We start from the raw sequence: 13446 nt of genomic DNA, 5'->3' as shown, positions 1-13446 counted from the left end.
TTGGATCTTCCTGCCAAATAAGTGTCAATACGCGCTAACTTTATGTATTACGCTGAATGCATCCACTATTATAACCATGAAAGAATAAAACAGAAACTAAAAGGCCTGAATCCGAAAGAGTACCGAACTCAGGCCCAGATAGCTGCCTGATATAAACCGTCCAACCTTATGGGGTCAGATCTGAAAGGATGCGGCTTTTCATATAATGACGACGGTTTTTGTCATCTCAGCGCGCATAGATTGACATCATTTGCAAGTCCATGGATGCCCCGGAAACTCCGCGTCTTTGTTCGTCATATCTATGGTGACAAAATCAGCGTCGCCGGTCAGGTCTTTGCCTGGAAGATTGTTAGGATTGTCTTTGTTGGTGAAAATTTTCTGCTCAATCGCCCGGTCGAAACCGTTAATCTCAACCTGCTTCCTCGCCAACTCAGTATAGTGTAAACCGTACATATCAAAGTAAGGACGCCAGTCAGCGTTAGTGATATAGCTCAGGGAGACCAGCAGGAAATCATTACCCGGCATATCTTTAACCGACATGCCTGCGTAAGTTGCGTCACCATTCCATGCAAAATTGCTGAAACCTAGTCCGTCACGGTGTGCATTCCATTCGCTTGCATTCGTAGCATATTTTTCGAAAATGCGCTGGTGCTGATAAAGCAGCGTGTAAATGCTAAAACCATTAGCCAGCGTCGTACCGCCACGCATGAGCTGTTTATCGGTATGGAATGCCATCTGGAAGTAGAAACCATCCCGATATTGCTGGGCACTGCCTAATTGCCAGGGTGCCGTGTAGCGACTGGCGACAACCCCCTCAACCGGATAAGCTTTGCAGCTGGCATCATAAATGACAGGATTGCCGCTGCCGTCTTTTAATTCACGCAGGTCAGACATCATCACAGCATAAATATCCCGCGGGTTTCCGCGCGCGGCCGCGAAGGGTCCTTCTCTGTTCTGGCCATAGGTGGACTTCCATAAGACATTATAAGAGAAAATATTATTAGAGGCTTCGTTTGCTCTATCGCCATATTTTGTCCAGTCTTCTTTGTTTGCTTCCAGAACAAAGTTTGCTCTGAGTTTCTTCGGTTGTATATTGTGCCCCTGCTCGTGGCTTTCTCCCCAGCCATAAGGTGAAACCTCCCAACTGGTATCAAACGGGTTACCTGCGCAACCGCTTCCTCCAACGCAGCGTGAACGCTGGTCGTAGTTGATATGCTGGATGATAGGACGGGTATGTAATTGCCCATCAGTGCAATCTGCCTCACCCCAGAGCCCGGTACATACTTTTAGTTCATCGGCTGGCAGAGATTCTGCCAGCGTTTTCCCCGCAACCTTGAGCCCCGCCAGCGTATGGTTCCAGGTATAGAAGTTATTCAGCGCGTCGAGCATCTTCTCTGTCGTGGTGATACCCGCTTCGACGTTCGATTTGGACTTGAGACCATCCATAAAACGAAACTTGAGAGCATGCACTTCAATCCCGTCCAGCTTGATATCCACCCACGGAGTGTCACCATTTGCTATTTCCTGCTCAAAGTCGGTCATGTTGGCCGTATCATTAATATCCGTGATAGCGGCGTAGGGAGCCACACCATCCACATTGAGCGTGGCGCGGGTTAACGTTTCGTCGACAAAGCGAATAAATATCGGCCCGCCATACGGTGTGGAAAAGGTTCGTCTTTCACCCGGAGCGAGAGTGATACGCGGCGTTTCTTTCAGGCTGGCCTCGGATGGCGCGACCAACTGCCGGTTACCTGCCGATCGGTAAACGTCGGGGTAGCCAAAACCGAGCTGGAGAACCACTTCTGCACTCTCTTTGCTACTGGAAATCGTGACAGCCTTACCCGGTGGGGCGTACCAACCGCTGGTCGTTGCCTCTTTTGCAAAGGGCACGGTAAAGGTTCGCTGATCACTGATGGATGCCTGAGGCGTAAAACTCGCAAGGTTGTCTTTAACTACCTGGTCACTTTTCACTGCGTATTCCCCTAAATCGGGCTGCGCAGGATTGTCAGGGCGGCTGTAATCCACTACCCAGTCGGCAAAGAGCCCTTGCAGGAAAAGTGCGCCATCTTCAGCAGATACTGGATAGTCAATTTTCTGACGATACTTATCAGCAAGCATTACACCTGCTGCAAGTACAGGATAACTATCAGGTACCTTCAGCACATCAATATTTGAGGTATCCAGACTGGATAAACTGTCTCGCCAAATATCAGCACCATCACGAAAAGCAGCTCTAAAGGCAGGCAAGGAACAATTCAATACGCTTGCCTCACATTTGTTATCTTTCTCATCAGGGTCAAAGACGCTGACGCTGAACTCCCCCTTGCTCAATCGGTTTAGGAGGGCAGACTGAGCGATATCAGCCATAGGTTGTTTGAGCCTCGCAACTGGGAAATCTATGGCTTTACGGCTACCACCTGTATTGGTATAAGCTGCTATCCCCAGCTGCTGATAAATCCCTTTGGAAATAGGTGCAACAACGAGATTGGAAGGAATAGCCAGCAACGGGATCTTATTTTGCGCCGCATAATCTATACCATCTCTGATCCCTTCATACCCAACGTTGTTGACATCTTTGTCACCAACAATCAGTAAATCTACTGGACCGGAACTCAGGCAGGAGGCTAACTTCTCATCATCGCAGGTATCGTTCTCATTAAGCGTGTATAAGTCCGAACGGGTGGAATTCAGCCAGCCTTTAAATGCGTCGTAATGAGCGTTAGTCCCCGAATAAGCTGGGTTACCCTTCATATTGGCTATGACGACATGTAACTTATTGTCGTTCTTACCTGCGAGACGATAACTACTGCGATTACTGCTGACCTGTTGCGTAAGCCAGGACACCATATTTTTCATCCAAAGCGAATTGGTCTCTGTATTGCCGCGTAACAGAGGATTCTGACCAAGCACTATAAAGCGTTGTCCCTGTTGCTCCCCCGCCATTGCAAGAGCTGCATTTTTATACGCTTCATTGTTATTCGCCTCCAGCAAGGTAAATGTTGAAGGAACGTTACTACTAAAGTATTGAGAGTATCCCCCCATATCCCAACTAAATGTCTCACCCAGCCCTTGATATGTCATCGATACGGCCTGCTTTCGAAGGGGGTTTTTCATCTGTAAATCCAGCACGCATTGTGCATAGGAGATAAGTTCAGCTTCGGTGGCTTTCGATGCATCGCGATTTTTTAGGGCATTAACCGCGTTTGCAAAAGTTCCGACAGAGCAAGGCTGGAGTTGAGGCGGAACCTTAGGGTCTTCTTTATCTTTTCCGCCGCCATTATCTCCGCCATTGCCGCCGCCGTTATCTCCGCCATTGCCGCCGCCGTTATCTCCGCCATTGCCGCCGCCGTTATCTCCACCATTGCCGCCGCCGTTATCTCCGCCATTGCCGCCGCCATTATCTCCGCCATTGCCGCCGCCGGACTCTTGAGAGGAGCCCCCACCGCCACCATCGCAAGCGCTCAGCGTCAGGCCCGAGCAAAGGGCGATAATCAGTAAAAATATTTTATTGTTCATGTCGTTCTCTAAAGCCCTGAAAATAGGATGGACAGATTTGCGTCGTCAGCTCAGGGAAATGAAGTTTTTTTTCAGCACGAAATAAAAGGAGGGGAAGAGAAAGAACAGGTATCCGGACGTGGTGGGAGAGTACTCCCGGCGATGTTGCCATCTTCATGTACGTGTCATAAAAAAACAGTCATGACAAACAGCAAGATGCGTTAACGAATTAGCCCTAAACGGGTCACGATCGCCGATGAGTAAAGAGGGAAAATCAAGACTGATTACGCAGGTCCACATTGCGTTACGCTACGCTGTAGCCGTTGCTTATCTACCGTGGTAAGAACCAACTGATAACTGATGCCCTGCGATAGTCGCTGGCGGGTTTCCGCATCTCGGCACAGCGTGTTGCTGTAGCTATCCAAAAAAGTCTGGGCATTCATTTGATCATCACTCTGGTACATCTCAAGCACCAACGTGTGCCCTTGCGCCGCGTTAGCACGCACCAAACTGATGCCATTTTCAGACACCGGCAGCTGCTGGTTAAGCGTTTGTGCCTGCGTGGTTATCGCACGCGATAGCAGATCCTCCTGCTCGGGAGCTGATGACGCACAGCCCGTTAACATCAAAGCTGCTGCGGCCAGAACCAGGCCAGGTGTGCATATTTTCTTCATCATTGTTTAAATCCTGTTTCACTTATAATCAGTTTGCCTTCTCCCGCAGCGGGTTTTAAGGTCAGCGACACGGGGTTAATGTGCTCCCCAGCCAGTGCCCGAAGCCAAAGGTTAAATTGTTCGACGGTAATGGGTTTCGACGTCTGTAACGAGGCTGGTTGGCCCGATTGTCGGATCAGTGCCAGCCCCTTACCCAGCGCCAGCGCACGGTTCACTGGGGAGACAACATCCTGGCCCTGCTCGCTTACCGTTAACACCTTTACGGGCCAGTCGGTCATCTGTCGGTTTTTACTCCAGATACCTGCACAGGCCACCAACATCAGCATCAGTGCGGTCGTTTTCATTCTGGCCCTGTTCAAAACGCCCCTCCTTGAAGGGTAATGTCACAGCCCGAGCCCAAAGGTTCAAACGACGGGCGCAGCGGTAACTCATTCAGTCGCGCCTGCATGTCATCACACGAAAGGGGCGTAAGCAGGTTAAACGCCACGCCGTCGGGGTTAAGAGTTAGCGACTGTAGCTGCACCGGCCCGCGCTGCTGTATGTCCTGCAGCCAGCGCATCGTTTGTGAGACCCTCGTGAAATCCCCTGCAGACACTGGCGCCTGAGGCTGCGCTGTGTGGACCGGCGTTCGAGTCTCATTCAGCCAGATAAATTCAGAGCTTTGCTCGGTAAGCAGAGCGCCGCACGCCAGCAGCAATACAGATAGCACTTTACTGGAGGGTATTCTCAGCTCGCGGGTTCGCCACTGGCTCCCCGCTTTTGCCTGACGAGAAAGAAACGCGCCCGAGAGGGAATAGTCGCCACCGGCGCCCGGCCAGGAGAGCCAGCGCGGGTTCATGCCTGCCACCAGCGCTCGTTGTTCCGCGGCTATCGCGCCGCCGCTCCATACATCGTGCCGGAACAATATGGTGTCGTCTGCCTGCAATGCAAAGAACTTTCCGCCGGCGGGCATCGGCAATAACATCCAGTCGGGAAGTAAATACCTTGCCCCTCGCCCCGCACGCAGCCACGACTGCCAGGACTGCCACAGCTCGTGTGATACCGCCCAATAGAAGAGCCGGTCGCCATGGCTGCCGGTGAACAAAAGTCGCTCTTTTTGCGGATCCCACTGACAAAGCACGGGATTAGCCTGAAGCCATTGTTTTATCTGTCGGCGACTTTTTACCGCAGCAGGTCGCTCAAGCGTTTCAGTCAGTAGAGCATCCCCGGGTATCAGGAAGATATCTTCGTCAGATCCTGGAGTATGCCAGTGTTGTGGCGCATCATCACGGTGCGCAGGTAAGCGAGTAAATTTCATAATGCGTCATCATCAATAAGGCGCCGCCGGATGATAGAGGCAGAGCGACCATCTGTTTTCACTAAATCTCTCCCACGAAAAATGGATGCCGTCCCGGTCAGGCTAAACTCCAGCCAGTAGTAGTGACTACCTGTCACCAGCAGGTCAAACCCCAGTCGGTCATTAATACGTGTTAAGTCTGCTGTCGTCAGCCCCAGATGCAAAGCACGGCGTAGTGATGCTTCGCCTTCATCGGGCAATGCCGCCAGCAGTAAGGGAAAATGCTGTTCGTTTAGCTGCTGAATATCCCAGTGCTGTCCAGCTCCCGGCAGGTAACACAGCAAGGAAATCAGGTGCGACGGTAATATACCCAGCCCCCCATCCGGCGTGATTAACGAGGATATCCTTTCAGGGGCGACACCCAGTTGCACCAGCAGTTTTTGCGTCAGGCGTTTTCCGTCCAGATCTTTTTCTTCCAGAGGGGCTAAATTCAGGCATTGCTGAGCGCTCGTTAACCGCAGCTCTGCATATCCCTGCGGGAGAGGGAAATCAAAGCGCAATGGCTCCGTAATGGCTTTCCCCTGCAGTTGCTGAAATAAGCGAATATTGAGCGTGGGCAGTTTTTTCAGCACCATACTTTCCATGCTGAACAACAACGTGGTTGCCTGACTGTGCTGTACCAATGCCCGTACGCTACTCCTTTGCTGTTCGGCCCGGCTGTAGATTTGCCCGGCCACCAGCGTGAGCATTGCCAGCAGTACCAGCATAAAGGGCAGCACCATGCCCTGCTGTCGGTTACGATCCATAGGTAATATTCACAGGCCAGATCCGAATAACCTGTGGCCCCTCCCAGTCCAGCGTAAGTTTCAGCGCCTGGATGGTTACGCTCCCTAGGGGAGCGTTGCGCCAGGTTGTACGTTGCCAGAAGCTGGGGTGCAGACAATTGACCCCCTCCAGCAACGGGAAAGCGGTTTCAATTTGGCCATCGCGGAGCATCTCCCGGGTCAATACCCCCCCTTCCACGCGATACTGAACACTACTGCGCACGACGCCCGGTCCCTGGGTACGGGGCGCGTTTTCTGTCACAAACTGCCAGCGCACCAGACAGCTGTTTTTATCTAGCGCACCTTCCCAGCGCCAGGGGAGATCGCCGCGCATTTGCAGGACATCATTTTCCAGCCATTGCAATGCTTCCGGCAGCGCTTCACCCTGCCCGGTGGCAGCCTGTTTCATGTGGCGTAGTTGTTGAAATCCCATCTTCAACATGGGCTGGGCGGCCATCGCCAGCAGAGCAATTACCGCCAGTGCTATCAGCATTTCCAGCAGAGTAAAGCCTGCCTGCCGGCTACCAGGGTTGCAGGATCTGTCGTTCAAGTTGTAACTGGCCATTTTCATTTTTAACCTCCAGCGTTACCCGATAAAAGCGATTATCCCCGGTCTTCTGACGCGTCAGCGTCCAGAACCAGTTGCGATCGCACTGACGGGCTTCCCCTTGCGTCTTTCCCATTACCCGGCGTGCGGGTGAGAGTACCTCCATCACCAGCAGGTTATCGGCCGCCCAGTTGGCACAGCGGGTGCGCAGGAGCTGCTGGCCCTGTGTCACAGCCTGCCCACTGACGTTCAACAACGCCATGGCAACCAGAACAAACAGCACCACGGCAAGCAATGCTTCCATCATGATCATGCCCTGCTGGGCTGTATTATTTTTCGTCATTAAATTTGACTCGTTGCAGGAAGCTGTCGTCACCCGCATTCAGCACGCCGCTGCACTTATCGTTTGTGATGCTCAGGCTCACCCCGGGACGGGGCAGAAAAAAGACGTCGCTTTTCTGCCACCCGCTTTCCCGCGAATAGACTTCGCGTTCTGCACGTCGACCGTTCAGGCAGATCCGGTACAATTGCGAGGAATACAGGGCACTGTGGCGCATCTGGGTGTACCACGTCGAAAATTCGCGCTGCGTGACGTCCGCGCCATCTTTAGAATGCAGAGCAGAAAGCGACCAGTTCATCATAAGGGCTGTCATCAGGCCGATCATGGCGATGACCAGTAGCATTTCAAACAAGGTCATCCCCTGCTGCCTGGCGAGGCGCTTGTGTTCAGAAATTGCTGACATTCCAGTTTCCGATATCAGCCGCTACGCCCTCTCCGCCCTCTTTTTCATCCTGACCCAGGGTGTAAATATCGATAACGCCGTTTACACCCGGGTTACGATACAGATAGTCATGCCCCCACGGATCTTTTGGTAGCCGTTTGATATACCCTGCCGCCAGTTTTTCCCCGCCGGAAACAAGCACCCTGAGGCCTTCGTTTTCCGCCGGGTAACGGTCATGATCGAGATTAAACATATCGAGCGCGCTCTCCAGCGCTACAATATCTGCCACGGTTTTTTTCTGATCGGCTTTGCCTTTATTGCTCATCAAATTTGGCACCACCATGGCGGCCAACAGACCAATAATCATCACCACTACCATCATTTCCAGCAGCGTAAATCCACCTTCACGCTTGCGCATTTTATTAATCTGCATTACGTATCCAATCCGTTAAAAAGATAAAGTATTCATCGTCAGCATCGGCTGAATGATCGCCATAAAGACCAGCAGAACCACCAACCCCAGAGTAAAAATCAACAGTGGCTCAAGCAATTTGACCATTGCCAGTAAGTGCTGCTGCAACTGCTCACGCTGCCTGGCGGCCAGATAGCGAAGGACCTCACTCAGACTTCCGCCCTGCTCGCCCGCCTGCAGTAACGCCAGCAGGTCATCCGGCAGTAGCGCCTCGCGCTCGAGTGCCCGGGTGAACGCCGCGCCTTCGACTAGCGTTTGCACCGCATTCAGCACCTTGCTACGCAGCCAGAGGTTATTCAGAGCACCGCTGGCCAGGCGCAGGGCATCGGCCATGGGCACCGAAGTAGCGCACAGAATAGACAGGGTCATTAACAGCCTGACCTGCTGGGTACGCCGGATTAACGCACCCAACGCGGGCAACCGCAGCCAAAGGCGGTGGCAACGTTGACGGTTTTCACCGTGACGCATTTGCCGCTTGAGCACCAGCGTGAGCATAAGCAATAGCAGCAAGAGGTAAGGTCCGCCGCTGCGCAGACTTTCGCCCAGCCACAGGACCAGCCGGGTACTCCAGGGGAGTGCTACGCCGGACAGGCTAAGCTGGGAAACAATTTTGGGAACCGCAACTGTCAGCAAAATACCAATCACCACAAACGACACCGAAAGCAGCAGCAGCGGATAGCTGAGCGCCTGGCGCAGCGCATTGCGCAGCTGTCGCTGCTCATCAAGGTAATCTGCATAGTGATTCAGCGCCGTTGCCAGATTGCCGCTCCATTCGCCGGCTTCTATCACAGCGCAACACAACGGGTCGAAACTTCGCGGATGCTGAGCCATGGCCCGTGAAAGGGGAATGCCCTGACAAACCTGGCGATAAAGATCTTCCAGTATCCGCTGCCACCGCAGGCTGGCGGGCTGTTTCATCACCAGTGAAAGGCTCTCCCTGAGCGGCAACGACGCGCCGACCATTAGCGCCAGCTGTTTGATTACATGATGAACCGGTCCGCGACCACCCGGCCAGGCAATGGGGACCTTACTGAAGGGGAGGACTCTGAGCGATAACAATACTTCTCCACGCGCGGTGAGTCGTTCACGAGCTGTCTGTTCATCATGTGCGCCAATCACCCCGCGTGATGTACGTCCTTCAGGTGTCTGCAGGCGATAAATGAAATGTTTCATTCCCCCTCCTCAATCACCCGCATCACCTCCTCAAAGGTGGTGATGCCCGCCAGTATTTTTTCCCGGGCGTCCTGCTGGATGCCCGGCAGCCTTTCGCGTGCGCAGGCGGACAGCTGTGCGCCTGAAGCCCGCTGTTGAATGAATTCACGCATCCGGGTGTCTATCAACACCAGTTCATAAATGCCAGTGCGTCCGGCATAGCCGCGCTGCCCGCACTCGTCACAACCACTTGCGTCATAAATAACGGTCGGTTCATCCTCCTCCCTGCCCAGCCAGCGCGTTTCTGACGGGCTGGCATTCCGCTTCTGTCGACAATGCGGGCATAATTTACGTACCAGACGTTGGGCCAGCACGCCGGTCAGGGCGGAAGCTAGCAGCCAGGGTTCTATTTCCATATCACAAAGTCGCGCTACCGCGCCCACGGCGCTGTTAGTGTGTAGAGTAGAAAACACCAGATGGCCGGTGAGTGCCGCCTGCACAGCAACCCGGGCAGTTTCGGCATCACGAATTTCACCGATCATCACCACGTCGGGATCCTGGCGCAGCAGTGCGCGAAGGCCACGCGAAAAATCGAGATTGATACGGCTATTGACCTGGGTTTGCCCCACGCCGGGCAATTTGTATTCCACCGGATCTTCAATGGTCAGAATAGTTCGGCTGGTCTGATTCAACTGACTGAGGCTGGCATACAGGGTACTGCTTTTACCTGAACCCGTTGGCCCAGTCACAAGAATGATGCCGTGAGGACGTCGGATCAGTTGCTGCAGTTCTGCGCTTAATGTTGGCGGTATCCCCAGTGCGGTATAATCGGGAGGCAACTGCTGCTGATCCAGCAGACGCAGAACAGCCCGCTCGCCATGACTGACAGGAATTATCGAGAGACGAACGTCAATTTCCCGGCTACTGAACAGATAAAGGAAACGGCCGTCCTGAGGTAAACGTCGCTCGGCAATATCTAACTTCGACATAATCTTTAAGCGCGAAATAAGCGGCGTACCAAGACGTGCATCCCCGCGGGAAATCTCCTGCATCACTCCGTCCAGGCGATAGCGTACCTGGAAGTAATGCTGGAATGTCTCAATATGGATGTCCGAGGCCCCCATGGAAACCGCTTCGCTTAACATGGTGTTAATCAAGCGAATAACCGGCGCTTCACTGTCTTCCAGCGCATCCAGCCCCGCTTGGGGTAAATTTTCCAGTAGCCAGGAGAAAGAGTCCGCCGCGACCATACTTTCCAGCGCCTGCGACATCTCTTCAGGTTCGACGGCCGCCGGGTCCAGTAGCGTAGCCAGCTCTGGCTCACTAATGGCATTCAACCGGGGAGCCGTCCCGCACAGGCGGGAAGCATAAAGATACACCCAAGGCAGGAGCGAACCGCTGTAATGCAGACACCATCCTCCTTCCGTCTCCGGTGTAAGAAAAACGCGATACCGCTGGCAGAATTCAGTCAGATCTTCCTGATTCATTTTTTCTTCCCGGCGGCCTGGCGGAACGCGTTAATCTCCGGCTCCCCGCGACGATTAGCAGCACCGATATCAGCATCACCGGCGTCTTCTAATAGCTGCTGCGCGCGGATATAGTTGTATTTCTTCTGTGTGATCCCGTCGGCCGTCAGGCCATCGCGAATAATGGTCGGGCGAATGAAGATCATAAGATTACGTTTCTGCGTTTTTTTGGCGCGGGAGGAGAACAGGTTCCCGATCACCGGAATATCACCGAGGACAGGCACTTTATATTCACTTTCATCTTTCTGCTGATCGATAAGTCCGCCCAGCACAATCATCGCGCCATCATTAACCAGTACCGAGGTTTCCAGCTTTCGCTCGGCAAAGACGACATCCAGACCGGTATTGCCTTCGACTTTAGAGACTTCCGCGTTGATTTTGAGCTGAACAGCCTCACCTTCATTAATTTGCGGCAGGATAGTCAGTCGGGTACCCACATCACGTCGGTCCACCGTCTGGAAAGGCGTTTTATTGTCGGCGCTGGCCGTTGAGCCAGTTAAAATAGGTACGTTTTGTCCGACCATGAAAGAGGCGGACTGGTTGTCCAGCGTCGTCAGGCTGGGGGTGGAAAGAATGTTGGCATGCGAGCTACCTTTCATCGCCTGCACCAGTGCCATCCAGTTGCCCTTCACAATGCTGAGTGCCGCACCGTTATAACCACTCATCAAAGCCATCAGCGTTGAAAGGTCGCCCTGAGTATCCGGGTTAACGGTGGTGCTACCATTTTCACCGATCACTGTGCTGCCCGCCTGAGCACTGGCCTGCTGCCGTGCAGCCTGCAGTACCCCCAGCGGGAGCTGTGAGCCATTGGTGAATTGCATCAGCGAGCCTTTGTTATCCCCCCACTGCACACCAAAGTTAATGCCATCACCGTCGGAAACCTCAACAATCATCGCCTCGACGTGAACCTGAGCGCGGCGGATATCAAGCTGATGGATCAGGGAGATAACGTCGCTTTGTTTCTCCTTTGATGCCGAGACAACAACCGCATTGATATCCGGTACTGAGACCACTGAGACATCGCCATAACGCGGGTCTTTCGATTTGACCAGTTTGCCAATCGCTTTCTCAATTGCATCGGAGGTGGTGTATTTCAGATAGACCACGCCGTCGTCACTGTTGACATCAGGCGCTCGATCGAGCTGAGCCACCAGCGCGTGAAGCCGTCTGCGGTCGTCATCACTGCCATTCAGGATAAGGCTGTTCGTCCGGTTATCGGCAACCACACTCGCCTTCAGCGAGCCACGTCCAAAATCGCCGCTGGCAATCAGGGTGCCGATAACGCGGGCGATTTCTGTCGCAGAGGCATTTTGCAGTTTGACCACGTCGTTATTGTGTCCCAGCTCTTTGTCCAGCCGCGTCGCAAGCCCCTGCAGTCGCGATACTTCGTCAGCATAGCCGCTTAACATCAGCACATTGCCGCTGTTTAAACCGCTCAGGCTGGCCTGGGTTTTACCACCGCTCAGCGCATTCAGCTGGGCAATCACTTCGCCAACCGGAAGCGTATTTAGTTGTTGCGTCCGCGTCACCAGCGAGCCCGCAGACTCATTGTTTTCCTGCGCCGGGTAGATGTCTGTCGCGCCCCCGGCCTCGACAATTTTCAGCAAATCGCCCACCTGCTCAACGCGGTAGCCATTCGCCCGCAACAGCACGCGGAACAGATTCAGATACTCTTCCTGGGTCAGGTCTTTACTCTGTAGAGAAATTTTCCCCTTAAGCGGCACACTGTGCACAATCTCGGTGTGGGTTGCCCGGGAGACCGCATCAACAAAGACACTCATCTCAACATTATTAAAATCGGCATTAATTCCCTGCGCCATCAGCGGCAATGAGCATAACCCCAGGTTCAGCGCGATCAGCGCAGCGCGTAACTTATTCATGGTGAGAGGCTCCCGGCATAAAACGCGTCAGCGGCTGAATATTCCGCCATGGCAGGGTGATCTGTTGCATCTGCCCGGCCCGTTCGACGGTAAGCTGGATGTCCTGTTGTTGAGTCATAATCTGATCTTTTATCTGAGTAAAGGTAAGGTTGGTAACCGGGGTGCCCTGTACAACGGTGATAACATCCCCTGTCTGCAAAGAGAGCGATTTCAGTAACCAGCAATAGCGTTGGCACTGCTGCAACCGGTAGCCGGTTACTTTGCCCTGAGGATCCATCACCTGGGCCACTTCTCCCATGGGACTGGCGTAGATTTTTCCGGTTACGGGAATGGCGACAGTTGCAGTTGAGGTGGGAGTCGGGAGTGCCTCGGTGGTTACGCCATTGCGACACATCACCCGGATCCCTTTCGGGCTGCGCAGAACAATGCGTTGTTCATCGAGGGCAATAATGCGTTGTTGTTCCTCTCCACCGAGGGCATCTCCCAGTTCGTAGAGACGTTCATGTTGCCCGTCCTGAATCACGGCAAGGCTTAATTGTGACTGCGCGGTATAGCCGATATAACGCTGCGATTCACCACCACAACCAAAGCGTTGCTGCCACTCCGCAGGGGAGAACGGTAAAACATCTTCGGGAAAGGGGACGTTATCCACCGTTTCGCGTACGCTGAGCAACCGCGTCATATTTGCCAGCTCGTCCGTGCCACCGGTAAGGATCCCCCCCCAGTAGACGCGGATGCAGACGATAAACAGCAACAGGGTGAAAAATAATGCGATGGATTTCATACCAGCTATCCAGCCTCAGAGTGATTAACTGAGGCCAGTCTTGTGTCGTCAGGTAGCCAGTGAAAGAAATAATTCAGGTGAAGACTGGATGTTT

13 protein-coding genes and 1 pseudogene are annotated in these 13446 nt (G+C 53.4%); 1 reads left to right on the top strand and 13 read right to left on the bottom strand.

Features of this window, described 5'->3' with window-relative positions; genetic code table 11:
• Positions 1-60: 60 nt before the first annotated feature.
• A pseudogene (locus GE278_23650) lies at positions 61-150 on the top strand (IS3 family transposase).
• A gap of 96 nt (positions 151-246) precedes the next feature.
• On the opposite strand, the gene GE278_23645 reads toward GE278_23650, so the two are convergent.
• The 13 genes from GE278_23645 to GE278_23585 form a co-directional block, all read right to left on the bottom strand.
• Positions 247-3516, bottom strand: coding sequence for a hypothetical protein (locus GE278_23645; protein QLK63800.1), 3270 nt, complete (start codon positions 3514-3516; stop codon positions 247-249).
• Positions 3517-3779: 263 nt separating this feature from the next.
• The gene (locus tag GE278_23640) at positions 3780-4172 is read right to left on the bottom strand and encodes a hypothetical protein (protein ID QLK63799.1); all 393 of its coding nucleotides are present in this window, start codon (positions 4170-4172) and stop codon (positions 3780-3782) included.
• Complete coding sequence (locus tag GE278_23635) at positions 4169-4513, bottom strand: hypothetical protein (protein QLK63798.1); 345 nt, start codon at positions 4511-4513, stop codon at positions 4169-4171. The genes GE278_23640 and GE278_23635 overlap by 4 nt, the downstream gene beginning before the upstream one ends.
• An 11-nt stretch (positions 4514-4524) precedes the next feature.
• Positions 4525-5466, bottom strand: a complete 942-nt coding sequence (locus GE278_23630) for a hypothetical protein (protein ID QLK63797.1) — start codon at positions 5464-5466, stop codon at positions 4525-4527.
• Entirely contained in the window at positions 5463-6251 is a 789-nt protein-coding gene (locus GE278_23625; protein ID QLK63796.1) for a hypothetical protein, read from the bottom strand. The genes GE278_23630 and GE278_23625 overlap by 4 nt, the downstream gene beginning before the upstream one ends.
• Positions 6241-6840, bottom strand: a complete 600-nt coding sequence (locus tag GE278_23620; protein QLK63795.1) for a prepilin-type N-terminal cleavage/methylation domain-containing protein — start codon at positions 6838-6840, stop codon at positions 6241-6243. Before GE278_23620 ends, GE278_23625 begins: the two co-directional genes overlap by 11 nt.
• Positions 6791-7198, bottom strand: coding sequence for a type II secretion system protein GspI (gspI, locus tag GE278_23615; GenBank protein ID QLK63794.1), 408 nt, complete (start codon positions 7196-7198; stop codon positions 6791-6793). Before gspI ends, GE278_23620 begins: the two co-directional genes overlap by 50 nt.
• Positions 7146-7559, bottom strand: coding sequence for a prepilin-type N-terminal cleavage/methylation domain-containing protein (locus tag GE278_23610; GenBank protein ID QLK63793.1), 414 nt, complete (start codon positions 7557-7559; stop codon positions 7146-7148). Before GE278_23610 ends, gspI begins: the two co-directional genes overlap by 53 nt.
• A complete protein-coding gene (gspG, locus tag GE278_23605; protein ID QLK63792.1) occupies positions 7543-7971 on the bottom strand; it encodes a type II secretion system protein GspG in 429 nt (142 codons plus the stop codon). The genes GE278_23610 and gspG overlap by 17 nt, the downstream gene beginning before the upstream one ends.
• Before the next feature lie 15 nt (positions 7972-7986).
• Complete coding sequence (locus GE278_23600; GenBank protein QLK63791.1) at positions 7987-9183, bottom strand: hypothetical protein; 1197 nt, start codon at positions 9181-9183, stop codon at positions 7987-7989.
• Positions 9180-10649: a type II secretion system protein GspE gene (locus tag GE278_23595; protein QLK63790.1), complete on the bottom strand. Its 1470-nt coding sequence runs from the start codon at positions 10647-10649 to the stop codon at positions 9180-9182. Before GE278_23595 ends, GE278_23600 begins: the two co-directional genes overlap by 4 nt.
• Positions 10646-12568, bottom strand: coding sequence for a type II secretion system protein GspD (locus tag GE278_23590; GenBank protein QLK63789.1), 1923 nt, complete (start codon positions 12566-12568; stop codon positions 10646-10648). The genes GE278_23595 and GE278_23590 overlap by 4 nt, the downstream gene beginning before the upstream one ends.
• Positions 12561-13352, bottom strand: a complete 792-nt coding sequence (locus tag GE278_23585) for a hypothetical protein (GenBank protein QLK63788.1) — start codon at positions 13350-13352, stop codon at positions 12561-12563. The genes GE278_23590 and GE278_23585 overlap by 8 nt, the downstream gene beginning before the upstream one ends.
• Positions 13353-13446: the final 94 nt, after the last annotated feature.

Source organism: Enterobacteriaceae bacterium Kacie_13 (assembly GCA_013457415.1).
GTDB lineage: Bacteria > Pseudomonadota > Gammaproteobacteria > Enterobacterales > Enterobacteriaceae > Rahnella.
Note: the sequence above shows the minus strand (reverse complement) of the source record. Positions and strands in the feature narration are given on the sequence as shown.